Origin of the sequence: Vibrio sp. Evd11 (genome assembly GCF_900382755.1) — a bacterium.
In the GTDB taxonomy this organism is placed as follows: domain Bacteria; phylum Pseudomonadota; class Gammaproteobacteria; order Enterobacterales; family Vibrionaceae; genus Vibrio; species Vibrio lentus.
This window is the reverse complement of sequence record NZ_OSDX01000031.1, coordinates 1-25,360: the sequence shown is the minus strand read 5'-3', so window position 1 is coordinate 25,360 and position 25,360 is coordinate 1. Positions and strand designations below refer to the sequence as shown.

24 protein-coding genes are annotated in these 25,360 nt (G+C 43.4%); 14 read left to right on the top strand and 10 right to left on the bottom strand.

Annotated features, from left to right (window positions below):
• Positions 1-125 precede the first annotated feature (125 nt).
• From ED652_RS14165 to rsmF, 3 genes are all read left to right on the top strand, one after another.
• Positions 126-1,355 (top strand): paraquat-inducible protein A, encoded by a 1,230-nt coding sequence (locus ED652_RS14165; RefSeq protein WP_254051702.1) that lies wholly within the window; start codon positions 126-128, stop codon positions 1,353-1,355.
• Positions 1,342-3,999 (top strand): MlaD family protein, encoded by a 2,658-nt coding sequence (locus ED652_RS14160; RefSeq protein ID WP_122055229.1) that lies wholly within the window; start codon positions 1,342-1,344, stop codon positions 3,997-3,999. Before ED652_RS14165 ends, ED652_RS14160 begins: the two co-directional genes overlap by 14 nt.
• Positions 4,000-4,148: 149 nt before the next feature.
• The gene (rsmF, locus tag ED652_RS14150) at positions 4,149-5,570 is read left to right on the top strand and encodes a 16S rRNA (cytosine(1407)-C(5))-methyltransferase RsmF (RefSeq protein ID WP_122055228.1); all 1,422 of its coding nucleotides are present in this window, start codon (positions 4,149-4,151) and stop codon (positions 5,568-5,570) included.
• A 294-nt stretch (positions 5,571-5,864) separates the two neighbouring features.
• Here rsmF and ED652_RS14145 read toward each other — a convergent pair whose 3' ends face one another.
• Positions 5,865-6,773 (bottom strand): S1 RNA-binding domain-containing protein, encoded by a 909-nt coding sequence (locus ED652_RS14145; protein WP_017106996.1) that lies wholly within the window; start codon positions 6,771-6,773, stop codon positions 5,865-5,867.
• Positions 6,774-6,801: 28 nt separating this feature from the next.
• Here ED652_RS14145 and ED652_RS14140 point away from each other — a divergent pair, with 28 nt between their 5' ends.
• Positions 6,802-8,157, top strand: coding sequence for a hypothetical protein (locus ED652_RS14140; RefSeq protein ID WP_122055227.1), 1,356 nt, complete (start codon positions 6,802-6,804; stop codon positions 8,155-8,157).
• Positions 8,158-8,258: 101 nt separating this feature from the next.
• On the opposite strand, the gene ED652_RS14135 is transcribed toward ED652_RS14140, so the two are convergent.
• The gene (locus tag ED652_RS14135; protein ID WP_017082222.1) at positions 8,259-8,744 is read right to left on the bottom strand and encodes a PaaI family thioesterase; all 486 of its coding nucleotides are present in this window, start codon (positions 8,742-8,744) and stop codon (positions 8,259-8,261) included.
• Between the two features lie 135 nt (positions 8,745-8,879).
• Entirely contained in the window at positions 8,880-9,767 is an 888-nt protein-coding gene (locus ED652_RS14130; RefSeq protein ID WP_102326620.1) for a putative PEP-binding protein, read from the bottom strand.
• A gap of 207 nt (positions 9,768-9,974) precedes the next feature.
• Here ED652_RS14130 and ED652_RS14125 point away from each other — a divergent pair, with 207 nt between their 5' ends.
• Positions 9,975-11,033 (top strand): 3-deoxy-7-phosphoheptulonate synthase, encoded by a 1,059-nt coding sequence (locus ED652_RS14125; RefSeq protein ID WP_017106999.1) that lies wholly within the window; start codon positions 9,975-9,977, stop codon positions 11,031-11,033.
• A gap of 12 nt (positions 11,034-11,045) precedes the next feature.
• Positions 11,046-11,528 (top strand): YajQ family cyclic di-GMP-binding protein, encoded by a 483-nt coding sequence (locus ED652_RS14120; RefSeq protein WP_004733632.1) that lies wholly within the window; start codon positions 11,046-11,048, stop codon positions 11,526-11,528.
• Between the two features lie 163 nt (positions 11,529-11,691).
• Here ED652_RS14120 and ED652_RS14115 read toward each other — a convergent pair whose 3' ends face one another.
• Positions 11,692-12,633, bottom strand: coding sequence for a bifunctional precorrin-2 dehydrogenase/sirohydrochlorin ferrochelatase (locus ED652_RS14115; protein ID WP_122055226.1), 942 nt, complete (start codon positions 12,631-12,633; stop codon positions 11,692-11,694).
• Positions 12,634-13,114: 481 nt separating this feature from the next.
• Between ED652_RS14115 and ED652_RS14110 the strand changes: the two genes are divergently transcribed.
• The 6 genes from ED652_RS14110 (at position 13,115) to ED652_RS14085 (ending at position 18,691) form a co-directional block, all read left to right on the top strand.
• Positions 13,115-14,143 carry an amino acid ABC transporter substrate-binding protein gene (locus tag ED652_RS14110; protein ID WP_004733634.1) on the top strand — a complete coding sequence of 343 codons (1,029 nt, stop codon included), beginning with the start codon at positions 13,115-13,117 and terminating at the stop codon, positions 14,141-14,143.
• A gap of 71 nt (positions 14,144-14,214) precedes the next feature.
• Positions 14,215-15,420 (top strand): amino acid ABC transporter permease, encoded by a 1,206-nt coding sequence (locus ED652_RS14105; RefSeq protein ID WP_122055225.1) that lies wholly within the window; start codon positions 14,215-14,217, stop codon positions 15,418-15,420.
• A 1-nt stretch (position 15,421) separates the two neighbouring features.
• Entirely contained in the window at positions 15,422-16,519 is a 1,098-nt protein-coding gene (locus tag ED652_RS14100) for an amino acid ABC transporter permease (RefSeq protein ID WP_122055224.1), read from the top strand.
• Between the two features lie 22 nt (positions 16,520-16,541).
• Entirely contained in the window at positions 16,542-17,306 is a 765-nt protein-coding gene (locus ED652_RS14095; protein ID WP_009846639.1) for an amino acid ABC transporter ATP-binding protein, read from the top strand.
• A gap of 234 nt (positions 17,307-17,540) precedes the next feature.
• Positions 17,541-18,206, top strand: coding sequence for a Bax inhibitor-1/YccA family protein (locus tag ED652_RS14090; protein ID WP_017110713.1), 666 nt, complete (start codon positions 17,541-17,543; stop codon positions 18,204-18,206).
• A gap of 155 nt (positions 18,207-18,361) precedes the next feature.
• On the top strand, positions 18,362-18,691 hold the full coding sequence (locus ED652_RS14085; RefSeq protein ID WP_086049486.1) for a TusE/DsrC/DsvC family sulfur relay protein: 330 nt from the start codon (positions 18,362-18,364) through the stop codon (positions 18,689-18,691).
• Between the two features lie 54 nt (positions 18,692-18,745).
• On the opposite strand, the gene yccX is transcribed toward ED652_RS14085, so the two are convergent.
• Positions 18,746-19,033 carry an acylphosphatase gene (yccX, locus tag ED652_RS14080; RefSeq protein WP_122055223.1) on the bottom strand — a complete coding sequence of 96 codons (288 nt, stop codon included), beginning with the start codon at positions 19,031-19,033 and terminating at the stop codon, positions 18,746-18,748.
• Positions 19,034-19,121: 88 nt separating this feature from the next.
• On the opposite strand from yccX, the gene ED652_RS14075 reads away from it, so the two are divergent.
• Positions 19,122-20,525, top strand: a complete 1,404-nt coding sequence (locus tag ED652_RS14075; RefSeq protein WP_122055222.1) for a methyl-accepting chemotaxis protein — start codon at positions 19,122-19,124, stop codon at positions 20,523-20,525.
• 123 nt (positions 20,526-20,648) lie between these two features.
• Complete coding sequence (locus tag ED652_RS14070) at positions 20,649-21,842, top strand: class I SAM-dependent methyltransferase (RefSeq protein WP_017110716.1); 1,194 nt, start codon at positions 20,649-20,651, stop codon at positions 21,840-21,842.
• 72 nt (positions 21,843-21,914) lie between these two features.
• Here the strand turns inward: ED652_RS14070 and ED652_RS23990 are convergent, their stop codons facing one another.
• The 5 genes from ED652_RS23990 to ED652_RS23970 form a co-directional block, all read right to left on the bottom strand.
• Positions 21,915-23,303, bottom strand: a complete 1,389-nt coding sequence (locus tag ED652_RS23990; RefSeq protein ID WP_254051701.1) for a M10 family metallopeptidase C-terminal domain-containing protein — start codon at positions 23,301-23,303, stop codon at positions 21,915-21,917.
• Between the two features lie 8 nt (positions 23,304-23,311).
• Positions 23,312-23,503, bottom strand: a complete 192-nt coding sequence (locus ED652_RS23985; RefSeq protein ID WP_254051700.1) for a hypothetical protein — start codon at positions 23,501-23,503, stop codon at positions 23,312-23,314.
• 80 nt (positions 23,504-23,583) lie between these two features.
• Positions 23,584-24,057, bottom strand: a complete 474-nt coding sequence (locus tag ED652_RS23980) for a vWA domain-containing protein (protein WP_254051699.1) — start codon at positions 24,055-24,057, stop codon at positions 23,584-23,586.
• A 15-nt stretch (positions 24,058-24,072) separates the two neighbouring features.
• Positions 24,073-24,954, bottom strand: coding sequence for a hypothetical protein (locus ED652_RS23975; protein ID WP_254051698.1), 882 nt, complete (start codon positions 24,952-24,954; stop codon positions 24,073-24,075).
• A gap of 129 nt (positions 24,955-25,083) precedes the next feature.
• A partial coding sequence (locus tag ED652_RS23970) for a hypothetical protein (RefSeq protein ID WP_254051697.1) occupies positions 25,084-25,360 on the bottom strand: 277 nt, incomplete at its 5' end.

Below are 25,360 nucleotides of genomic sequence, written 5' to 3'. Positions count from 1 at the left end.
AGTCATTTCGATGTTTTGACCAATGCTTCAACTTGGGAGGTCTTGTGACCTCCCCCTTTCATCCTGTCACCGCAGAATCGTTACCAAGCGATCAACCATCGTCCGGACAACCACAAGGTAAGCACTTGTGCGACAGCAGTTCTGTACGACTATGCCAAGGCTGTGAACTTCCAATAGACAAGATGGACATCCCACATGGGAAGTCAGCTTACTGCCCTAGGTGCGGAACTCAGTTATACCGCGGAGGCACACCTAGCCTCTCTGGAAACCTAGCGATCGCAGTGACTTGCTTATTGCTATTTATCCCTTCTCATTTCTTTGAATTCATCAGTATCCGCCTCATTGGTGTCATGATACCTGCCACATTACCTTCAGGTGTATTTACCTTGATGGGAGAAGGCTTCCCACTGCTTGGATTACTCATTTTATTTTGTAGCTCTATCGCGCCATTCCTTGTTTGTACTTCTGTGCTTATCACACACGCATCATTGCGTTTTAAAATTTTCACACCATTTCGTTATTCGCTAACGATTATCCAAACCTTAAAGCACTGGATGATGTTGGATGTGTTTTTGGTGAGTGTGGCCATCTCATGTTTCAAACTACAAGACTATTCCGATATTTTTGTTGGTCCCGGTTTAATTGGATTGATTCTACTGCAGCTATTCAGCGTTCTATTGGTAAGCCGCATTAGTGTGCGACGTTACTGGGAAGCTTGGGCTAAAGAATCAGACTACTCTTTTACAGAAAGCAAAAATGTTCACTGTCACAACTGTCATCTATCTCAGCCTGAAAGCGACGCTTGTGTACGTTGTCACCATGACTTATATCACCGCAAGCCCTACTCTATACAAAAGACTTGGGCACTGTTATTTGCGGCTTCCGTAGCCATAATACCAGCGAACGTTATTCCAATTTCAATCGTAATCACCAATGGGCAAAGGTTAGAAGACACGATCATTTCGGGTGTCGCCTCACTCATCAATACTGATATGTACGGCATCGCTGCGATTATTTTTATTGCAAGTATTGTGGTTCCAGTGGCCAAGATTCTCGGTCTCACGTACATACTGCTTTGTATTCAAATGAAACGAGCACGCTATCATAGGCAAAGAATGATCATCTATTTCATCGTGAAATGGGTCGGTAAATGGTCGGTGATGGATCTCTTTGTTATTTCGATCATGATGACATTGGTCGACCGTGGACAAATTTTAAACTTTACACCAGGTTATGGTGCTGTGGCTTTCGGTGTCGTTGTTGTTATGACAATGCTGGCAGCGGAAAGCTTAGATCCTAGGCTAATTTGGGATAACCACACCTCTAAAGATGAGTCAGTGAATGAACAACAATAACCAATCACAAACGTCATATTCACCAGAAGTTAGAAAAAACAAAGGGATCTCACCTTTGTGGATTCTGCCGATTCTAACCGTAGCACTTGCTGGTTGGCTGGTTATGAAGTCAGTACACGATGCAGGACAACGTGTGCAGATCTACTTCTCGGATGCCGCGGGGTTAGTCGCAGGGCGAACCACGATTCGCTATCAAGGTTTAGAAGTGGGTATGGTTCGTGATATCACGTTGTCCAAAGACCTCTCAAGCATTTATGTTGATGCAGACATCTATCCTGAGGCTCAAAAGCTTCTTTCAAAGGGAACGCGTTTCTGGCTGGTAAAACCAACAGCAAGCCTATCTGGCATTTCTGGTTTAGACGCCCTAGTTTCGGGTAACTATATTGCGATTCACCCTAGTGAAACCAAAGAGAAACCAGAAACGGTGTTTCACGCCTTGGAGTCGTCACCTTCTGACTTATTGGCGTCGAAAGGTCTCAATATATCGTTGACGACTAAAGACCTTGGCGGCGTATCTGTCGGTTCACAAATTGTTTACCGCAAGATCCCGATTGGTGAAGTTTATAACTATCAACTCAATGAAAATGCTAAGTCGGTAACCATTCAAGCGGCCATCAAAGACGAATACAGCCATATCATTACCGACCAAAGTCGTTTTTGGAATGTAAGCGGTTTGGGGGCGAGTATCGGCTTCTCTGGTGTTGACGTACGATTAGAGAGCTTAAGTGCCCTACTTGGCGGCTCCATTGCGGTCGACTCTCCGGGAGAAGGCCAGCCCGTTGAAATGAACACCGAATTTAAGCTCTACCCTGACTTAAAAACCGCGGGTCGTGGTATCTCAATCAAGATAGCGGTACCAGACGACAACAAGATCAGCGCAACTGGCGCACCTATCATGTACAGAGGCATCGAAATCGGTCAGGTTACCGATCTATCGTTGAGTAAAGGTCGTGAAAATGTCGTCGCTTCTGCCGCTATTCAACCTGCATTCAGCGACTTTTTGAACAGCGGAAGTAAATTCGTTCTAGAAGAGGCTGAACTATCTCTAACGGGCATGAAAAACCTTGCTAACTTAGTGACAGGTAACTTCCTGACATTAGTACCCGGTGAAGGTGAAAAATCTCGCCGATTTACCGCTATCCGCAAGAACGAATTCAGTCAGGAGCAAGAAAAGTCTGTTGCGATTCGTCTAACCTCTAACAATTCATTTGGTTTGGATGTCGGAACCCAATTGCTTTATAAAGGCATAGCCGTTGGCTCAATCATTGATGTTGGGCTGGTTGAAAGTGTTGGAACCGGTAGCGACAAGCATGAAGTATTCATGGACGCGCTGATCGACAACCAATATGCACACCTTATCAAAAGTAATAACCGCTTCTTCGTGACAGGCAGTGCAACGGCAGAGCTTACAGAGTCAGGGTTAAGCGTCACTGTCCCGCCAGCCAAACAGCTGTTGAGCGGGTCTATTAGCTTTGTAAGTGAAGGCAACAGTAAGTCTCGCTCTAACTATCAATTATTCCAAAGTAAGTCATTAGCAGAGATCGCGAAGTTCAATCAAACTGGGTCTAAAAAGATGTCGTTGTTTGCCAGTGAACTGCCTTCTATTTCGAAAGGAAGTCCTCTGCTCTACCGTAACCTTCAAGTCGGTAGTATTTCTAACTTTCAGCTTGCCGATGGTGGCGTAAGAATCGAAGTAACCATCGAAAACCGTTACACGCACTTGATCAACAAGCACACGGTTTTTTGGAATCGCTCAGGTGTTGAAGTCGATGCCTCTTTATCAGGTATCAGTATTAAAGCCGCGCCGGTTAAAACATTGATTCAAGGCGGTATTGCCTTTGATTCACTACCAGGGATCGACAACAAGCTGGGTAACGTTTGGAAGCTATATGCCGATTCGAAATCTGCAAGAAAGTTTGGCCGTGCGATTACCATCACCTCTTCTGGCGACCAAGAAGTCAGCAAGGGCATGGCGATCAAGTATCAGGGCGTAACAGTTGGTGAAGTGACTCTCGTGATTCCGAACTTTAACAAAGGTGGCATCGAAATTACCGCTCGCGTTTTACCGGAATACGTTGAGAAAATAGCCGTCGCAAACAGCCACTTTTGGTTAGCAGAGCCAGAGATCGGCCTAAACGGTATCAAAAACGTATCAGCACTACTCTCTAAACACATCAATGTTGAACCAGGAAAAGGCGGCAAAACCACGGCATTTAAGCTCAGCCAAGGCCCCGTTCAACCTGAAGGCAAAATGTTTACGTTGCAGAGTGAAACAAGAGGTTCGGTATCTGAAGGCACACCAATTCTATTCAGAGAACTAGAGATTGGATCTGTGATTGACGTACAGCTAGGTGAATTCGCTGACCGTATTATCTCAACCATTCAAATCAAACCTGAATTCGCCTATCTGATCCGCTCAAACAGCGTTTTTTGGAATGTGTCAGGGGTTGATGTCTCAATCGGTTTATCTGGCGCAAACATCAAGGCTGGTACAGTAGATAGCTTGTTAAGAGGCGGGATTACTTTCTCAACGCCACCAACGAATGAACTCCAACCGTTGGCAGAAGAAGACCAATCTTTCTATTTATATCCTCAAGCCGAGGATGAATGGAAATCTTGGAGAACCGCCATACCTCGCCCTTAGCGAACTAAGTATCTACACTGAAACACACACGATTCAACTTAAAATGCAGCCAAACGGCTGCATTTTTATTGTTTGAAGCAAATTTGGTTTAGGACAATCTCATTTTGCTTTAAACTGCGCGCATTAACGCTATAAACCGAGATACCCTTTTGCACGCTAACGTATATATCCCAGAAGAATTCCTGACTCATATTGAAGGCATCATGCCAAGCCATCTAGATATGGCTTCATTTGTCGCTTCTTGTCAAAAGCCACTTCGTAAAAGTATTCGAGTGAACACACTGAAGATCAGTGTTGAAGATTTCCTCGTACGCGCGAAAGACAAAGGTTGGGAACTGGAACCAGTACCTTGGTGTGAAACGGGTTTTTGGATCACTGCAGATGAAAGTGAAGCGCCTTTAGGCAATACAGCAGAGCACATGTCTGGCCTATTCTACATTCAAGAAGCCAGCTCGATGATGCCACCGTCAGCTCTATTCCAACGTGAAGAGAATTATCAAGCCGTGTTAGACACCGCTGCTGCACCCGGCTCAAAAACGACTCAAATAGCGGCCTTGATGAATAACCGTGGCGTACTGGTTGCTAATGAATACGCAGCAAGCCGTGTGAAAGTCCTGCACGCCAACATCGAGCGCTGTGGCGTGCGTAATGCAGCCCTAAGTAACTTTGATGGCAGAGTCTTCGGCGGTTGGCTACCAGAGCAATTTGATGCTGTGTTGTTAGACGCACCCTGCTCTGGTGAAGGTACGATTCGTAAAGACGCTGACGCGATGAAGAACTGGACGTATCAGTCTGTGGTCGATATTGCTGACACTCAAAAAGATCTGATTGAAAGTGCTTTTCATGCTCTCAAACCTAACGGCGTGCTGGTTTACTCAACGTGTACACTAAGTACCGAAGAGAACCAACAAGTATGTCACCATCTAAAAGAAACGTTTGGCGACGCAGTTGAATTCGAGTCTTTAGAAAACTTATTCGACGATGCAAAAGCGACGACGACCGAAGAAGGCTTTCTTCACATCTTCCCGCAGGTTTATGACTCGGAAGGTTTCTTCGTTGCACGTATCCGTAAACTCGCTTCTGTGACACCACCAGAAGTGAAAAAACGTTTGGGTAAATTCCCATTTGAAAAAGCCAATAAGAAAGCGCAGCAAGAAGTCGCTGATCAGCTTTTAGGCGCACTGGATATCGAGTTACCAAGTGACACGCAGGTATGGATTCGTGACAAAGATGTTTGGCTATTCCCTGAAGCACTAGAGCCGATGATTGGCGAGTTCCGTTTCTCTCGTATGGGCATCAAGATCGCAGAGACCCATAAGAAAGGCTACCGCTGGCAGCATCAGGTAGCGACAACGCTCGCAACGGGCAACGAAGCCAACGTTGTAGAGCTGAATATTGAAGACGCACGTGAATGGTTTATGGGACGAGATGTTCGCCCAGAAGGCTTGTCAGGTAAAGGCGAAGTGCTGGTTAAATACAACGGCGCGATCATTGGCCTTGGTAAGTGGGTTGGCAACCGAGTGAAGAACGGTTTACCGCGAGAGCTAGTACGCGATAAGAACCTGTTCTAATTATGCTTAAAGCATGCGAATAAACAAAAAGCCCAAACAACGTAAATTGTTTGGGCTTTTTCTATTCACATCAGATAACTCGGTGCGATTAAAAACAATGTCGAATCAACACTTAATTACATAAATATCAATTCAAGTCACTATTTGCGTTATGGAAAATCGCACATCGAGAAATTTAAACTAGACTTCAGTCTATCAGACAAAGAATTACAACGATTAGCGTAGGCTCTTTGGAGCCCTTTCCCCTAAGCCCAAACAGGAAAGTTTGGGCTTTTTTTTAACCGAGAGACGCGCTTATTCTGCTAAGCGAATGCCTTCTTTATCAATAGAGATTTTACCTGACTTGTACAGACCACCGATGGTCTTTTTGAACGTACCTTTACTGGTTCTGAATGCCGTAAAAATCGCTTCAGGTGAAGACTTGTCGTTCAATGGTAAAAAGCCGCCTTTCTTCTCAAGCAGATCTAGAATCTTAGTGCTCAAGTCATCCATCTTCGCAACACCGACTTTTTGAAGAGATAAATCAATCTTACCGTCTTCTTCACGAATGTTTTTGATGTAGCCTTTTAGTGATTTACCAATGAATAGCTTACCAATAATGTCTGATGGGAAAATCATTCCCCAGTGTTCGCCATTAACGATCGCTTTGTAGCCTAATTGGCTGCGCTCAGCGATGATAAGGTCAACTTGTTCGTTTTGCTTATAAGTCGCAGGCGTGTTGTCTAACCATTTGTTGAACTTCGTTGTTCCAACAATACGGCTCGATGCTTTATCGATATACACATATACTAAGATTGACTGACCTTCGTTTAAACGGCCACGCTGCTCGCTGAAAGGAACCAGAAGATCTTTGCCTTTCACACCCCAGCTCATGAATGCACCAGTGCTGTTTACACCTTCAACCGTCATCAAACCAAACTGCCCTACTTGAGCGATAGGTTTTTCAGTGGTTGCAGCGATCTGGTTGTCAGAATCAATGTATAAGAAAACATCTAGCTTTTGACCAATTTCAACACCTTCAGGAGTAAATCGTTTCGGCAGCAACACCGTTCCATAGTCGCTAGCGTCAAGGAATACACCGAAGTCCGCTTGTTTTACTACTTCTAGGTTGTTTATTTGACCAATATTAATCATCAAGATTGTCTCTACTTTAAATTTGGCGGTGATTATACGTGATCTCTGATATGCTTTCGCTAGTTTCATTCATATTTTTATATTCTAGGAGACATCGTTGATCACCGTTGATAAACAAGATGCGATAACACTTAAAATTAACCATGCGATGGCTAAGACAAAAAAGCTCGATATGGACGTTTATCTATTCATTCCCGGTGAACTCGGACTGACGCCTGAAGTCCTTTCTGAAAGCGCATTTTTCTACAGTTCAATTACTCAGAAACGCGCTTACTACAGTGATAAAACGCTGCTGCCTCTAGTACACAGCCGTTTAGCAAAACGTGGTCGACTCTCCATCACGCAGTATCGTGTTAGTTTGAGTTTGTTCGCTTATCAATATGTTATCGCGTTAGACAAAGCCGTCAGCAGCTTGAATAAAAATGAGAGTGACAATGTCACGGCTGATGAAGTTGATGAAGTCATCGAACTGGCTCTCGATATATTAAAGAAACTGCGCCGAAGTATTCCTTATGAAGAAAACCTTAAACGCTACTATGCAAATATAGATAACTACCTGTCTTGGTACACAGAGCAAAGGTTTTTATCGCTGGTTTCACATATGCCACGCGGCAGTGAATATTCCACCATCAAAGAGCGCCTATTAACGCTTTGTGATAAAGAAACTGCCCACCGCAAGCTGAATCGATACAACTCAGCCAAGGTTCGAGAAGATGTCACTCGTTTGAGTAACAAGATGCGATTGCTGCGTCGTTTGATTGAGCACCCTATCGTCCTCAAAGAAAAGACGACATCAATGGGTAAGAACGTGAAGAGAGCCGTTAAAGGTATCGCAACGGGCTTGGTCATGGTGGTGGTTACCACGACCGTCATATTAGCTCGTGACTTCCTAGGAGAGATTACCGCGTCTTTCATCGTGTCCATGTCATTCATCTACGCTTTGCGTGAAATCTTCAAGGATGATTTAAGGGATATACTTTGGCGTTGGCTGCGCAAAGGAAAACCAAAGTGGAAGCGTCGCTACTTTGACCCGACAACAAATAAGTCAGTCGGTCATAAACTTGAATGGTTGGATTACGCCAATTTCTCTAAGTTAGCGGACAAAATTCAGTTGATTCGTAAGAAGCGAGTTGTTCAGCGCGAAGAACAAATTTTGCATTATCGTTCTCAAACCGAAATGTCGACATCGACGTTTATGAGTGGTTACGAAGAGACGCGTGAAACACTGTCCGTCAGCCTGAGGGCTCTCACTCGTTTGATGGATAAGAGTTCAAATAACGTATATCGACTAAATGAAGGTCAAGTAAGTCGTGAGTCAGTAGAAAAACGTCACCTGCTGAACTTGATCATCAAAGAGAACAATCATGATAGCGAACCGACTTATTACCGTTGGAAAATCGTAATGAACCGTTCAAAAATCGTTGATATCGAGCAGATCACTCAAGAGTCATAATCTTTAGATATGTAGATACGAAATAGGGTATGTGGGTACAAAATCCACATACCGCTCTTTCAGTTCTCAAGCGTTTCTTACTGCCTTCACAAAGCTTTTAGCTACTTTCTAGAAGGCACTTTCTTAATAGAAAGCGTTAGCGTGAATTCAGCCATCGGTTCATCGCCATGCAGAGACGGACAAGTCGCGATAATCGTCACAGGTTGGTTAACACGCTCTCCAGTCGACATGGTTTCAGCCAACATGGTATTGATTAGCTCTCCATCGTTACACGTAAAATGTACATCTCCCTCAGGGCGCTTCAAAAAATTGCCCGTCACCTCTTTAAATGCCAGCGAAATTTTTTCACCTTGTTGCTGCGACTTACTCATGGCAAGAAAACCGCCTGCGACATCAGCACCTACAGCCAACACACCAAAATACATGCTATTAAGGTGATTCTTCGTTCGCCTTTTAAGAGGGATTTTAACTTCAACATGTTGGTTATCCAATGCGAGTAGCTTTGGGCGACACAACCAGATCAATGGCACTTTGAAAAAGCCAAACATACTTAAATAGAAATTTGCTTTTTGTAGAGGGGTCAACATTCGGATTACCTAATCAAATCAGTCATCAGACCAGTTAATCCGTTAGCGATAGAGATGTCAAAAAAATGTTACAAAAAAGAGATATCACGTCTCCATGATATCTCTTCATTTTCAAACTCTTGCAACAAGGGAAGATTAAGCCGTAATAACGGTATCAACCCCTTCCAGATCCGCAATATACCCTTGAAGTCTTGGGTAATCGACCAAACCTTGAGTCACGATTAGCACAGGCTTCTTCGCGTGTTGAGTCGCTTTTACGATGCTAGAGATTAACGTAATCACCGCTTCGTTCTGTGGGTCAAACGCATGTTGTTGCGCTTCATTCTGCTTATCAACGCCCAACGCAAATTGAGTCAGACTATCAACGTTCACCGCCGCACCGTCAAAGTAATGCAGAAGTCGCTCACTAAGTAGAACGGCAGAAGGGACATCACACGAGAAGAGCACTTTTAGGCCATTCAAGCCGCGTGGTAAACCTTGCTCAGCTAACAGATCAATGATTTTCGCTGCATCACTCAGAGCTCGGACATAAGGAACAACGATTTCAACGTTGATGCCTTGCTCACGCAGGGTTTTGATCACCTGACACTCTAGCGCAAAAGCCTTGCTGTATTCTGGTGTCGCATAACGCGCTACACCGCGTACACCCAGTGCAGGGTTTACTTCTTCAACTTCGCAGTTGCCGCCAAGTAGAGAGCGGAACCCATAGCTGTCGGCACTGCTCAGCGCAACACGAACCGCATTATGGTTTGGCTGAACTGCAGCTTGAATAGCGACAACTAAGGTTGAAACAAAATGTTCATCAACACTTTTATCACCAAGAATAGCGTCTAAAGAGGTTTTCTCAATATCAGACAAAGTATCTAAGTGGCTTTCAATACTTGGATGATAGAACACACGATCCATGACCAATTCAGACAGGGAAACGTACAAGTGGTTGGAATTATTATTATCATTATAAGAAGGCAGCACATCACCTAAGACAAGTTCTGGGTGCAAAGTGCTTTGATTTTCTTGAGTCATTGCTGCTCCAGCATTTTTATGTTGTGTTCAAACGAAAATACCGATAGCTGCCTGTTAATACAAGTGAAAATCCCCTATTTGACGCTGGCCTGCTGATAAAAATAAGAATATTAGCAATAACTGAGATAACTTTGACGTAAGAGAGTTTATTCCTCTGTTCAATTCCGTTATCTTAACCACTTCGCAATAGAATAAAAAAGCTATCACATGCCATTAAAAACTGATGAGTTGAGAACCCAAGCTCTGGGTCCTATGCCAACTCCTGCCGAATTAGGCAATGCACACCCTATTACTGACGACGTTGCTGAGCGCATTAAAAACTCTCGCCGCCAAATCGAAGATATCCTAACGGGTCGTGATGACCGCCTATTAGTTATCGTTGGCCCTTGTTCTGTTCACGATACAGATGCGGCACTTGATTACGCTGAGCGCTTAAGTCAGATTCAAGACCAGTATAAAGATGAACTGTTCGTTGTCATGAGAACCTACTTCGAGAAACCTCGTACAATTGTAGGTTGGAAGGGTTTGATTACCGATCCGAATCTAGATGGTTCATACGCACTTGAAACTGGCTTAAACAAAGCACGTAAACTACTGCTTGATATCAACAAGCTTGGCCTAGCTACCGCGACTGAATTCCTTGATATGATCACGGGGCAGTACATTGCAGACCTTATCACTTGGGGCGCGATTGGCGCTCGTACGACAGAATCTCAGATTCACCGTGAAATGGCTTCAGCGCTTTCTTGCCCAGTAGGCTTCAAGAACGCAACCAATGGCAACATCAAGATTGCAATCGATGCGATCCGCGCTGCGCATGCTTCACACTACTTCTATTCTCCAGACAAGAATGGTCGTATGACAGTTTACCGCACTTCAGGTAACCCATACGGCCACGTTATTCTACGTGGTGGTGATAAAGGCCCTAACTTTGACGCTGAATCTGTTGAGAACGCATGTAAGCAACTGGCAGAAGTTAACCTTCCTGAGCGCTTAGTTGTCGACTTCAGCCACGCAAACTGCCAAAAGCAGCATCGTAAGCAGTTAGAAGTGGCACAAGACATTTGCGAACAGATCAAATCTAACAAAAACCAAATTGCAGGCATCATGGCAGAAAGCTTCATTAAAGAAGGTAACCAGCCAATGACTGACATCAATAACCTAGAATACGGTAAGTCAATCACTGACCCTTGCCTAAGCTGGGAAGATACTGCAACCATGCTAGACATGCTTGCAACTGCAATTAAAGATAGAAATTTAGCTTAAGGAACGAACACAATGCCATCATTTGACATTATCTCTGAAGTAGAAGCAGTAGAACTACGTAACGCTGTAGACAACGCAAACCGTGAGCTATCGACTCGTTTCGATTTCCGTGGCGTTGAAGCTAGCTTCGATTACAAAGACGAATCAGTAAAACTGACAGCGCAAGATGACTTCCAACTAAAGCAGATGCGCGACATTCTTCGTAGTAACTTAACGAAGCGCAACGTTGATCCGAACGCGATGGAAGCGAAAGCAGCAGACCAAACAGGTCGCACTTGGCACCAAACGGTTATCTTTAAGCAAGGCATCGAAACTGACGTTGCTAAGAAGATCGTTAAGCTAATCAAAGACAACAAAGTGAAGGTTCAAGCGTCTATCCAAGGCGACAAAGTTCGTGTAACTGGTAAGAAACGTGATGATCTACAAGCTGTTATGGCTTTAGTTCGTAGCGGTGAACTTGGTCAACCTTTCCAGTTTGATAACTTCCGCGACTAATTTCTGAGTTTTAGCGACTTCTTATTTAGGTTGCTCATTCATCAGCACAATATCGTGTTCGAAATAGCAAAAAGCCACTTCTTCGGAAGTGGCTTTTTATTTATCTAGAGGTTTTATTCAAGGATCGTAAGGTAAGTACGAACTGAACTAGATAGTTCTAGTCTTAGCTAATAACTTTAGCGGAAGACAGTTTCAAGTCTTTGCCGATTAATAGATTGAACTCAACACTTGCTGGTGGAATAAACACACACACACGTAAGTTCTCTTCCCTTGCCTTCTCAAGCTTTGTCGATAACTCTCCACTATCGCTGAAACCCTCTCTCTCGGCGTCTCTGCGGCACAAGTCAATGTAATCAAATGGGCATTCTTTAGGTGACAGCACCAATTCTGCTTCTTGCATCAGACGCAGCGCCTTCATTGAGAGAAGTTCTACATCTTGCTCGAACTCAATCCAAGTCACTTGCCCTTCATTATCGACAGGTTCCGCCAAAGATTGCTGATAATAAGCTTCAAGTTGCTCGCGTTCCGTGGCTTGATTGATGAAACTGGAAGACAAAAAACGCTCCCAGAATTTGCGGCGTTCATCAACAGTAGGAAAGGACTCTTTAATCGAATTGCGTTTTGATGCACCAAAGTCTGCGATCAAACCAATATTCTGAGGCAAGACGGTTTCGAGTTTTTCTCTAATATTTCTCACCAAAACAGGTGATGCCCCCCCGCTTGAGATCGCAATTTGGATTCTTCCGCGATTTATCATTGAGGGAGTGATGAAGTCACAGTAGGGTAAGTCGTCGACCACATTGACAAGAATACCCAACTTTTTTGCATCATTATGTACTTGATGATTTAGGTCTGGGTTGTCTGTGGTTGCCCACACTTGTAAGTAGTTTTTCGAGATAAGTTGTGAAGAATAAAAGTTTTGAACCCAATGGACTTTATTATCATCAACAAGCTGCTTTAAGTAAGGCTCTACCTTGGGGGACACTAAAGTGACATCCGCCCCAGCTCTTAACAAGCTATCTACTTTTCGGCAAGCAACCTCACCCCCACCCACCACTAAGATCGGCTTATTTTCTACATCTAAAAACATTGGGAAATAACGCATGTTCTTCCTTGAGATGACTTCAATAACTATTCAGCCATGCTACCAAATTTGGAGCATATTAATAACTATCCAAGTGCAATAAAAATATTTATTCACCAAATTTCAATCTTTCTGAAGTTTAATGTTTCATCATTGTGATATTGATTCAGAATATTTAGCTAGTCAATTGTCAATATAAAAATCTAAATCTCGTTGCACCAACAGTGTGAACCGCTGCACTATTTACATTAAGTTAACATTTGGTCATTCTAATTGTGTTCGGATTTGTGATTTCATTCAAAATTCTTTTTAAATTATACATTTGTGAAAGTACGGATCCTCTCCTAACCTTATAAATAGTTGTTTAAATCGCACACAGTTTCATTTGCAAAATGCAACCAGTTTGATTTGAGTAACAAGGTCTTAAAAAGCACAACACATATAGAAAAACTCAAATGAGCACGAGTATCAGGTGTCACCTGGTTAACAAGGAAGGATACAAATGACAAATAAACTAACACTTCTTGCTTCAGTAGTAGCTGCATCAACTGCGATGATGGCAACATCAGCATCAGCGGCAGAAAGCACTCTGGACAAAGTCACATCTCAAGGCTTTTTAACTTGTGGTGTAAGTACAGGTCTTCCAGGGTTCTCTAACCCTAACTCAAAAGGTGAATGGGAAGGAATCGATGTTGAGTATTGTCAAGCTCTTGCAGCGGCTGTACTCGGTGACAAGACTAAAGTTAAGTATGTACCTTTAACAGCGAAAGAACGTTTCACTGCCCTTCAATCGGGTGAAATCGACGTACTATCTCGTAACACAACATGGACACTACATCGTGACACTGCTCTAGGTCTGAACTTCGTAGGTGTTAACTACTACGATGGTCAAGGCTTCATGGTTAAGAAAGAACTTGGCCTTACAAGTGCTCAAGAACTTGATGGCGCTTCAGTATGTGTACAATCAGGTACAACGACTGAACTTAACCTAGCTGATTACTTCCGTAACAGTGGTATGTCTTACAAGCCAGTAGTATTTGATACTGCAGCACAAACGTCTAAAGGTTTTGATGCGGGTCGTTGTGATGTTCTTACAACTGACCAATCTGGCCTATATGCACTTCGCTTGAACCTAGCCGATCCTAAATCTGCGCAAGTACTTCCTGAAATCATCTCTAAAGAACCACTAGGCCCTGTTGTTCGTCAAGATGATGACAAATGGTTCAACGTAGCTAAATGGACACTTTCAGCGATGATTAACGCGGAAGAGTACGGCATCTCTTCTAAGAATGCTGATGAAATGCTTAAGTCAAAAGATCCAAACATCAAGCGTATTCTTGGCGTTGACGGTCCTAAAGGTAAAGGTCTAGGTATTCGTGACGATTGGGGTTACCAAGTAATTAAACAAGTTGGTAACTACGGTGAGAGCTTCGAACGTACTGTTGGTACAGGTTCACCACTACAGATCTCTCGTGGCGTAAACGCACTATGGAATGCGGGCGGCTTTATGTACGCTCCACCTATCCGTTAATAAATTTCCAAGCATCAATTAGGGCGGACTTTTCCGCCCTATTTATTAAATGGATTTGAGGTTATAGCAGTATGAAACCTAATGAAACTATTTCTCCAGCTCAGGCAAAGCCACAGCCCAAAAGTGCCAACCTTTTTTACAACCCCACTTTTCGCTCAGTTATTTTCCAAATTCTCGCTGTCGGAGCACTCTGTGCTTTCTTTTACACGATCGTAAATAATGCACTCACTAACTTAGATTCCCGTGGTATCGCCACTGGTTTTGATTTTCTCTCCCAAGAAGCTGGTTTTGGTATCGGCTTAACTCTCATTGAATACGACGAAACATTCTCATACGGTCGTACTTTCTTTATCGGTCTTCTCAATACCGCTTTAGTGTCTGTGCTAGGCATCATGCTAGCCACGATACTGGGCTTTAGTATGGGTATTGCTAGGCTTTCTTCAAACTGGCTAGTGAGCCGATTTGCGGCGGTCTACATAGAAATATTCCGAAATATCCCTCTTCTTCTACAAATATTTTTTTGGTATTTCGCCGTTCTACAAGCGTTACCTTCCGCTCGTCAAAGTATGAGCCTGGGTGAAGCTATTTTCTTGAATGTACGTGGTCTGTACTTCCCTGCCCCTGTCATGGAGCAAGGCAGTAGCATTGTTATCGCATCGCTAATTGCCGGTATCATCGCTACGTTTGTTATCAACATCTGGGCTAACAACAAGCAGAAATTAACGGGTCAGCAAACACCGATGGTGCGCATTGCCGCAGCACTCATTGTGGGTTTACCACTGGTTACTTACTTTGTTATGGGCATGCCTATCTCTGCTGAATACCCTGTTTTAAAAGGGTTTAACTTCAAAGGTGGTATTAGCATCATTCCTGAACTTGCCGCATTGATGCTTGCTTTAAGTATCTACACAGCTGCATTCATCGCTGAAATTGTGCGTTCAGGTATCAACGCGGTAAACCATGGGCAAACAGAGGCAGCGATGTCTCTAGGGCTCCCGCGAACAAGAACTCTTAAGCTCGTAATTATTCCGCAAGCATTAAGAATTATTATCCCACCACTAACCAGTCAGTATTTAAACCTGACTAAAAACTCATCACTTGCGATGGCCATTGGTTATCCCGATCTTGTATCTGTATTTGCAGGGACAACATTGAACCAAACTGGACAAGCTATCGAAGTAATCGCGATGACAATGGGCGTCTACCTAACTCTAAGCCTATTAACATCCGCTCTAATGAACATATACAACCGCAAAGTAGCGTTGGTGGAGAGATAAGATGAGTACACATCAATTTCAACCTGATCTTCCGCCTCCAGCGAATACCGTTGGGCCTGTCGGTTGGTTAAGAAAAAATCTATTTAATGGACCAGTTAACAGTGTCGTCACTGTGGTGCTTGCTTATTTTGCTTTCACTATATTGTGGGCAATAGCAGATTGGGCATTCATTAATGCTGATTGGATAGGAACGACACGAGATGCTTGTACAAGTGATGGTGCTTGTTGGGTGTTTATTAGCGTGCGTTGGGATCAGTTCATGTATGGCTTCTACCCTGAAGCTGAACTATGGCGCCCACGCTTATTCTATATCACGCTAGCGATATTCGTTGCTTTGTTAGCCTACGAAAGAACACCAAAGCGTACTTGGATTTGGTTATTTTTTGTAAACATCTACCCTTTCTTGATCGCTGGTCTTCTTTACGGCGGCATCTTCGGACTAGAAGTCGTCGATACACATAAATGGGGTGGATTGCTAGTTACACTGATCATCGCGCTTGTGGGTATTGTGGTATCACTGCCAATTGGTGTCGCACTCGCACTGGGTCGACGTTCAGAAATGCCAATCATCCGAAGTATGTGTACCGTTTACATCGAGATTTGGCGTGGTGTACCGCTGATTACGGTTCTATTCATGGCCTCGGTAATGCTTCCCCTCTTTCTATCTGAGGGGACAGAAACCGATAAGCTGATCAGAGCGCTTGTTGGGGTTGTACTATTCAGTGCGGCTTACATGGCAGAGGTAATCCGTGGTGGTTTACAAGCAATACCAAAAGGTCAATACGAAGCGGCTGATGCGCTAGGGTTAAGCTATTGGAAAAAAACCGGGCTTATCATTCTGCCTCAAGCTCTAAAAATCACAATCCCTTCAATTGTGAACACCTTTATTGGTTTGTTCAAAGATACCAGTCTAGTTTTGATTATCGGTATGTTTGATGTACTAGGGATTGGCCAAGCCGCGAATACCGACCCTGAATGGCTTGGTTTCTCCACAGAAAGTTATGTATTTGTCGCGTTAGTGTTCTGGGTGTTTTGTTTCGGCATGTCGAGATACTCGATTTGGCTAGAAAACAAACTTCACACCGGTCACAAACGATAATTAACAAGATCAAGGACGTATTATGACGCAGCAAACAGAAAACAACTCTCAAGGTCTTATGATCGAGTTAAAGGACATGAACAAATGGTACGGTGAGTTCCACGTTCTTAAAAACATCAACTTGGAAGTTAAAAAAGGCGAGAAGATCGTTATTTGTGGCCCTTCAGGTTCAGGGAAATCAACGATGATTCGTTGTATTAACCGCCTAGAAGAGCACCAAAAAGGCCATATATTTGTATCAGGTAATGAGCTAACTGAAGACCTGAAAAACATTGAAGCCGTTCGCCGCGATGTCGGTATGTGTTTCCAGCACTTCAACTTATTCCCTCACCTAACGGTATTGGAAAACTGCACCTTAGCACCAATCTGGGTGAAGAAGATGCCGAAAGAGGAAGCAGAAGCCATCGCGATGAAATTCCTCGAGCGTGTAAAAATACCAGAGCAAGCGGATAAATTCCCAGGCCAACTGTCTGGTGGTCAACAACAACGTGTGGCAATTGCTCGTTCTTTATGTATGAACCCGCAAGTTATGCTGTTTGATGAACCTACATCAGCGCTCGATCCAGAAATGGTACGTGAGGTACTCGATGTAATGGTCGAACTTGCAGAAGAAGGCATGACGATGTTGTGTGTAACGCACGAGATGGGTTTTGCTAAAGAGGTTGCTGACCGCGTTATCTTTATGGATGCGGGTGAGATTATCGAAGAAAACAACCCAGTCGATTTCTTCGAGAACCCACAATCGGATCGAACTCAGAACTTCTTGAGTCAAATCTTGCACCATTAATGTGATACTATACTGATATAGACAGAGGCGGCTTCGGTCGCCTCTTCGTTATTAAAGCTTCTTAAAATTGTAAACATGAAACGCTAGCAACAATTTGTTACATCTTGAGAAACACTTAAACGACTATTTTGATTATTATTTTAAGTATACAGAAGGAATGAAAGACTTGATTTTTCGAACTTTCAGCCCCATAAATGTACTAATAACTATTGAAGTCACCTTACGAGGAAGATTATGAACAGCCCTATGTTTTCACGCACAGCAACTCAAGAGAATGCTCTGCAAACCAATAAAGTGTTGCGTAACACATACGCACTACTGTCTATGACACTACTTTGGTCTGCTGTTGTAGCAGGCGTATCTATGGCGATGAACCTTCCTCGTCCTGGTCTTATTATCATGCTGGTTGGTTTTTACGGCCTACTATTCCTAACAGAAAAGAACCGTGACAACGGCATGGGTCTTGTGTTTACGTTCCTGTTTACAGGTTTCCTAGGCTACACGATCGGTCCAATCTTAAACATGTATGTCGGCGCAGGTATGGGTGATGTCATCCTAACTGCACTTGGCGGTACTGCGCTTGCCTTTATGGCAGCATCAGCTTATGCACTAACAACTAAACGCGACCTTTCATTCCTTAACGGTATGTTGATGGCTGGTTTCGTTGTACTGCTAGTGGGTATGGTTGCAAACATCTTCCTACAGATGCCTCTACTATCATTGGCAATGAGCGGTATGTTCATCCTGTTCTCGACTGGTGTTATCTTGCTAACAACGCAAAGCATCATCCGTGGCGGTGAAACGAACTACATCTCAGCAACTATCAGCTTATATGTTTCGATCTACAACATCTTCATCAGCCTACTAAGCATCTTAGGCATTATGAACAGCAACGACTAATCATAGTTCGTTCAAAATCGAGCCCAAGAACCTGTCTCTTGGGCTTTTTTGTATCTGTAGACGCAATATTCCTAGAGATAACGACAATATCTCTTGAGAAAGGTAAACGTGGTCATGTACCCTATTTACTGAGTTAAACTGATTCTGGACTAAACATGTTTGAATATAACGGCAAGCAAATCGAAACCGACGCTCAAGGTTATCTGTTGGATTACACTCAATGGGAAGAAGGTATGATTAAAATTCTTGCTCAAGATGAGGAAATTGAACTTACTGATGCACACTTAGAAGTCGTACATTTTGTAAGGAGCTTTTACGAAGAATTCAAGACCTCTCCAGCCGTTCGCATGCTCGTAAAAGCGATGGAAAAAGCGCACGGCCCTGAAAAAGGTAACAGCAAGTACCTGTTCAAATTATTCAAGAAAGGCCCCGCAAAACAAGCAACCAAACTCGCCGGTTTACCTAAACCAGCAAAATGCTTGTAGAACTAAAATAGCGCTAGGTTGATCTCAACGTAAAAAGTTAAATACTGTAGTGTCCTACAGTATTTTAAACTCCCCTACACGTACCTCCTGCCGCTCATGATCTTTAACTTGATGCATGGCGACATTGTCTACTGTTGCGCTCGGTGGTCCAAGATTAAGCCAAGCGTGTAACTTCTCAAGTTTCAGCACCTCTCCGACCGCTAACACTTCAACTCGACCATCATTTAGGTTCTTTGCATAGCCGGAAATGCCCAAATCCAGCGCCTGCCTACTGGTGTGATAACGAAATCCAACACACTGAACTACGCCTGACACGACAAAAATATACTGCAGAGTTTCCATAACGTTGCCTCATAAATTATATGGATGATATAGTTGCGATTCTATTCATTCACCATTTATTGGTGGGCTTACTTCGAGTATTACAATTATGAAAGAAATCCCGTTTCGTTGGATTGACAAATATCTCATTCACCTAAAAATCCAAGAAAAGTTCTATCTACTATTCTTATTACCTCTTATCGCCCTGGTTATACTGACTTTAGTTTTAGATAGCGCCGCGGACTCTTTACTTGCTCACCTTTATCAGGATGAATTGCTCCTGATGAAAGGGCTGATTGAAGCTGGACAACTCACCAAAGATCAGGTCGCTCAACTCATTAGCAATTCTGACACCATCTCTTTAGGATATGGCGCAGGATCTGTTTCTGTCATGAATGGAGCCTTCAGTTTAGTCGCAAGCCATGACCAAAACTTATGGTCAGCTCTATCTACTACTCAGGTATCGATTATTGCCGTTACTCTATCTCTGATCGTGTTAGGCGTTTATTACATAATGACGTTCATTGGCGGTGCGATGTTCTCTATGAACAAAGCATTAAGCACGTTAGCGAATGGCGATCTCACCTGTCGTATGAACTACTTCCTCGTTCGTGATGAATTCAGTGAGATCGCAATTACTATTGATAAGGTAGCCGAACGTGAACAAAACATGGTGCTATCGATTCAGGAGTCTGTCGCTCTCATGCAGCAGATCAGTTCTGACTTAAACCAATCAACACAACAAAGCTCAGACATCTCAGGTAATCAACAGGAACACTTGAATAGTCTAGCAAGTGCTACAGAACAAATGGCAGCAACGATCCGTGAAGTCGCAACGCTTGCTCACGAGTCTAGCTCTCAAACCATGGATGCCCGCGGTGTTGCACAGAGTGGCCAATTGAAGGTTTCTAATACTCTAGAGTCTATCTCCAATTTATCTCAAGAGATCCAGTCGGCTTCACAAGCAGTAGAAGAACTTGATGCCAACGCCGCACAGATCGATGAAGTGGTTGCGACCATTAATGGGATTTCAGAACAGACCAACCTATTAGCTCTCAACGCGGCTATCGAAGCTGCTCGAGCTGGTGAACAAGGTCGTGGTTTTGCTGTTGTTGCTGACGAAGTTCGTGCTCTTGCAGGACGTACCCAACAAGCTACCGTCGAAATTCAAAGCATGATTGAATCATTACAACGTAACAGCCAATCGCTCACCAAACTGATGGAAGTGACGGTTAACAATGCGAATGAAGGTCAAACGTTGATGTCAGAAGTGAACGTTGAGATCGGCTCGTTAGCTGAGAAGAATCAATCAATATCTGACAGCAGTACCCAAATCGCGACCGCCTCTGAAGAGCAAGGTGTCGTTGCTGATAATATTGCGCAGAGCGTTGCAGAAATTCGTCACCAATCGGACAGCATTTGCGAAATGATCAGTAAGAGTAATTCCAATGTCGATCAGCTGCGCAAGCAGAGCGACTCCATGGAAGGCTTACTAACAGGTCTGAAAGCATAATCATTAAGATCTGAACATAAAATATCGATACTTGGGTTGCTTCTGCAGCCCTTTCTTATTTGCTTTTCGATTTGACTTCCCCGACAATACGTCTCCTTCAAATTTCAACCAACAGAGTAAATCATGACTCCTTCTATTCATCTAGCTAAAGCCCGAGACAAATCGTTACGTCGTAAACACCCATGGGTATTTTCACGCGGTATCGATAAGGTTGAAGGCGAGCCACAACAAGGTGAAACTGTAGACGTATATGCTCAAAATGGTCAGTGGCTTGCAAAAGCAGCTTACTCTCCTGCTTCTCAAATTCGTGCTCGTGTTTGGACATTTGAAAAGGAAGAAATCAACAAAGCGTTTTTCATCAAAAGATTTAAAGACGCACAATCACTGCGTGAAGATATTATCGAACGCGATGGTTTGACAGGATACCGCTTAACGGCAGCTGAATCTGACGGCCTGCCAGGTATTACTATCGACAAATACCAAGACTTCTTAGTTTGCCAACTACTGAGCGCTGGCGCAGAGTTCAACAAGAGCATTATCGTTGAAGCGTTAGTCGAGTGCTTCCCTGATTGCAATATTTACGAACGCTCTGACGTAGCGGTTCGTAAAAAAGAAGGCTTAGAGCAAACTGTCGGTGTACTGCATGGTGAAGAGCCACCTAAGTCAGTGATCATTGAAGAAAACGGTGTGAAGATCAGCGTGAACATAATGGAAGGCCATAAAACGGGCTTCTACATGGATCAGCGTGACAGCCGTAAAGAGTCAATGAAGTACGTTAAAGGCAAAGATGTTCTTAACTGCTTCTCATACACTGGTGGTTTTGGTCTGTATGCCCTAAAAGGCGATGCTAAGCGTGTAATCAACGCAGACGTATCTCAACTGGCTCTTGATACAGCTAAGTTCAACGCTGAACTGAATGAGTTCGACATCTCGAAAAAGCGTGCTGTATTCCTAAACGCAGACGTATTCAAACTACTTCGTGAATACCGAGATCAAGGCACTAAGTTTGATGTCGTTATCATGGATCCACCAAAGTTCGTTTCAAGCAAAAACAACCTAACATCAGGTGCTAACGGCTATAAAGACGTTAACATGCTTGCGATGCAAATCCTTAAGCCGGGCGGAACACTACTCACCTACTCTTGCTCTGGTTTAATGGGTGCTGATTTATTCCAAAAAATCATCGCTGATGCCGCTCTAGATGCAGGCAGAACAGTGAAGTTTGTTGAACGCTTTGAGCAAGCTGCCGATCACTTGATCGATACAGCTTACCCAGAAGGTTTCTACTTGAAAGGTTTTGCTTGTAAGGTTCTTTAATTTCAGAGCCTTAGAATCAAGCTTCTATAGCAAAACAGATGTATTAAAAAAGGGCCTTTCGGCCCTTTTTTGTTATTGGTCTGGTAAGTTCACAAAGAGTTGATTAACCAAGTTACTCAAATCACTGCTTATCACACTACCGTCACCTTGAGCGTTCACAGAGTCAAACTGATTCCCCGTATTATCGAGTACAATCGTTTGTGTCTGACCACTGTTATTGGCACCTTCAGAGATAGTGATCACCAGATCTTTATCACCACCGCCGTTATCCACTTTTTCAATAGCGATGTGTTCTAAAAGATCTGACATATTATTCTCAGTCGGCAGCAGTTGAGAGATATCCAAATGGTCTTCACCCAAAGCAAAGTCGGTAATGGTATCAACATCGCCTTGGAATGGTTGGTCAACCCATTGGAACAAATCGTCACCGTCATCCCCGGTTAAAATGTCATCTCCAAGGCCACCAATAAGGATGTCATTACCATCCTCACCTCTCAAATGATCATCTCCTGAGCCTCCAATAACAATATCATTACCGCTACCGGCACGAATGTAATCATTTTCTGAGCCACCATCTAGATAGTCATTCCCAGAACCGCCAGAAATCAAATCTATGCCAGACTCACCTAAAATCACATCATTTCCAGCACCACCTTGACCTACATCAGCCCAACTTGGCGCCACGTACGGAGATTCAAGAGTACCGTCTTCATTGTTCCCTTGGTAAATATCGTCAACATCCAGTTCAACGAACTCTGTAGCATCCTGCAAATCGAATGCCGCATTGCTGCCACTATCGCCAAGATGGATAATGTCATCAAAATCACCACCTTCTACATGGTCATTATCACCACCGGTAACAATCAAATCCGCGGCATCAGTCAGTGAAGGGTTTTGCTGGCCGCGTTCTACTTTAATACCGTTAACGGTTATAGATGGTTCTGGCTGATTTTGCCAATCATCGCCATGGTTACTTGAAACGGTCCCTTGAGGCATATAAACCGCATTGATACCTACTCCATCAGATATGATGTTTCCGCTGTGCCCTGTCATCGTAACTGACATAGTAGCTGTATCACTATTACCATTCTTATCGGTAGCTGTGTACGAAATTTCCACTATGTCACCAGCACTAGCGCTATCGTTCGGCACAAACAAAACTTTACCATCGACAATTGATACTTGACCTAAAGCTGGATTGACCAAAGCCACACTGGATAAAATCAAAGCTGATGTCAATGCATGTGGGTTGTAATCATTCGCTAGTACATCAATCAAAACAGGAACCAACTCAATAGTTGATGTCACGTCATCGTTAGCATCGAGCACTGGAGCTTGGATATTAAAAGTCATACTGCTATTGCTCGTATCGCCATCTAAGTCGGATAGTTCATAATCAAAATCTAACGAAATATCGTTATCAACAACAGCAGCGAAGAATTGGTAAGACCCTGTAGCCATGTCTAACACTAACGTATGACTATTGTCGATAAAATCGATATTTCGCTACCGCCTATCGCAGTACTAACACCTGATTCCAAACCTGAAACAGATACTGTACTACCATCATAAGAAACTGTTGTTCCACCGTATTTCACTTCAGAGACGTAACCGCCATCAGCTCCAAAACCACTAATAGAACCGTTGCTGCCGTCGTTCACAACCTCACCTGAAATAGGATCAACAACCGATTGAAGAATGATTGGTGGAAGCTGAGTAATATCAGGAACAACAACGGCTCCTATTTCACTGTCTGTTGCGCCGTTATTGGTACGGCTTCGCCCATTCCGTAAGCCAATGCCGTAATATCGTTAGATTCTACGAAGCTTTCCCAGCTAGATTTTTCCGAGTCTGTTAAGGCACCGCCAGAATTTGGCGCACCATCAGATAAAAAGTAAGTAATGTTAGATGGGTTACCGTCAACCTTACCTACGTCAGTCCAGTGGTCCATCGCCGCATCAATAGCACTGTCGTAATAAGTTGCGCCATCTGCCGTCAAATTATTAATAAGATCTAAGGCTTCGGTAACAGACATCCAGCTTGTACCACTTGCGCCATCTTGGGCATTTGAACTGCCTGAAAACGTGACTATTTGAACCTGTGTTACACCTAAGCTTTGGTATTCAGCAAGCAGCTGTTTCGCCGCGTCTTGCATAATCGACAATCTAGACTCGTTCGTAATAGTGCTTTGACCCGTAACTGAATCCCACGCCATAGAGCCGGATACATCCTAGATAAGCTGCACGTTTGCACCAGCTTTTGCTGAGGGTTGTAAGTCATTAATAATCGGCTGAGCGACAGGAACATCATCATCGATAGTTAGAGAAATAGATCCGGTTTGAGTACCAGTTTCGTTACTTACAACGATCCCAATATCAATGGACATTTCGTCTAATGGAACATTGGCGTCTAAATGATCGACCGGCCCATTGAGAGTCACAGAGTAACTCCCAACATCATCGATAATGGCAGTAATCACTGCTAGACCATTCGCACTACCAATTAAGGTTTGGCCACCGTTTGATGAAGACCAAGTGATATTTTGTCCCGCTGATGTATAACTCTCCGAAGGCTCTTCTAAAACTATACTATCCGCGTATAAAACCTCTATATTGCCAGAAACAGTTTGTACTGAATCAAAATCTTCAGAAACATCTCGAGAAACACTCGTAACCTCTGGTGACGGTTTTACTATTGAATCCGTAACGATCGTTACCTGTGCTGACGCACTCTCTAAATCAGTAGAGTCTTCCGCTTTATAATCAATAGTCTCGGTTACTTTGGCGTCCACTACGTCTACGCCTTTAAAAGTAATATTTGAATTTCTATTTGGATTAGCGGAGCCATCTTGGGTAGTAAAAACTCTTAACTCTGTAAATGGTACAAATCCGCCGTTGCCATCTGGGATAGATACATTAACTATAGAGTTGCCATTACCGTCTATAGAAAGCGTATATTCATTACCAGAATTTGAAGTGTTTTCAGTATTAAAGTTAAATGCCCCAACGACATTGCCAGATGCGTCTAGTGCAACGACATTAATTTCACCATCTGCACTACTGTTAGCATTGTAGTTACCAAAAACGCTTCCAAATTCTAAATTAGCAGACAAAATTTCGGCGCCACTATTTCCAAAATCAACAGAAATAAATTCTTTTGATGTAACGTCTAACTCACTTTGACCGCTCTTACTGGTTGAGACGCCAAAGCCATCTTCTACTCTATAGCCATCGTAATTAAGTTAAACCCCTGGATTACTCACTACGTCACTACCTACTGGGGAATTACCAGTATAAGTTCTAGCTGAAATAGAAACTAGGTCGTTGAAGTAACCGATTGATGTACTTCCATTCGAAGTGTCAATTAGTGATGAAAGATCTGACGCGCTAAAACTAAGCTGCTCGGCAATATTTGAATCGACAACATATTCAAAGTTGTCCGAATCGCCATACTCTTGACCCAGGGCAAGATCATGAAAACCCCTTATGGAATAAGGGATGACGTGAAGTAATATTTTC

Coding starts and splice junctions, on each gene's coding strand:
- ED652_RS23990 (WP_254051701.1), bottom strand. CDS start 23,303: ATGGCTACAGGGTCTTACCAATTCTTCGCTGCTGTTGTTGATAACGAT.
- ED652_RS14085 (WP_086049486.1), top strand. CDS start 18,362: ATGTTTGAATATAACGGCAAGCAAATCGAAACCGACGCTCAAGGTTAT.
- ED652_RS14070 (WP_017110716.1), top strand. CDS start 20,649: ATGACTCCTTCTATTCATCTAGCTAAAGCCCGAGACAAATCGTTACGT.
- ED652_RS14130 (WP_102326620.1), bottom strand. CDS start 9,767: ATGACTCAAGAAAATCAAAGCACTTTGCACCCAGAACTTGTCTTAGGT.
- ED652_RS14120 (WP_004733632.1), top strand. CDS start 11,046: ATGCCATCATTTGACATTATCTCTGAAGTAGAAGCAGTAGAACTACGT.
- ED652_RS14145 (WP_017106996.1), bottom strand. CDS start 6,773: ATGAAACTAGCGAAAGCATATCAGAGATCACGTATAATCACCGCCAAA.
- ED652_RS23980 (WP_254051699.1), bottom strand. CDS start 24,057: ATGGCGTGGGATTCAGTTACGGGTCAAAGCACTATTACGAACGAGTCT.
- ED652_RS14160 (WP_122055229.1), top strand. CDS start 1,342: ATGAACAACAATAACCAATCACAAACGTCATATTCACCAGAAGTTAGA.
- ED652_RS14095 (WP_009846639.1), top strand. CDS start 16,542: ATGACGCAGCAAACAGAAAACAACTCTCAAGGTCTTATGATCGAGTTA.
- ED652_RS14105 (WP_122055225.1), top strand. CDS start 14,215: ATGAAACCTAATGAAACTATTTCTCCAGCTCAGGCAAAGCCACAGCCC.
- ED652_RS14075 (WP_122055222.1), top strand. CDS start 19,122: ATGAAAGAAATCCCGTTTCGTTGGATTGACAAATATCTCATTCACCTA.
- yccX (WP_122055223.1), bottom strand. CDS start 19,033: ATGGAAACTCTGCAGTATATTTTTGTCGTGTCAGGCGTAGTTCAGTGT.
- ED652_RS14090 (WP_017110713.1), top strand. CDS start 17,541: ATGAACAGCCCTATGTTTTCACGCACAGCAACTCAAGAGAATGCTCTG.
- ED652_RS14100 (WP_122055224.1), top strand. CDS start 15,422: ATGAGTACACATCAATTTCAACCTGATCTTCCGCCTCCAGCGAATACC.
- ED652_RS14125 (WP_017106999.1), top strand. CDS start 9,975: ATGCCATTAAAAACTGATGAGTTGAGAACCCAAGCTCTGGGTCCTATG.
- ED652_RS14135 (WP_017082222.1), bottom strand. CDS start 8,744: ATGTTGACCCCTCTACAAAAAGCAAATTTCTATTTAAGTATGTTTGGC.
- ED652_RS14115 (WP_122055226.1), bottom strand. CDS start 12,633: ATGCGTTATTTCCCAATGTTTTTAGATGTAGAAAATAAGCCGATCTTA.
- ED652_RS14110 (WP_004733634.1), top strand. CDS start 13,115: ATGACAAATAAACTAACACTTCTTGCTTCAGTAGTAGCTGCATCAACT.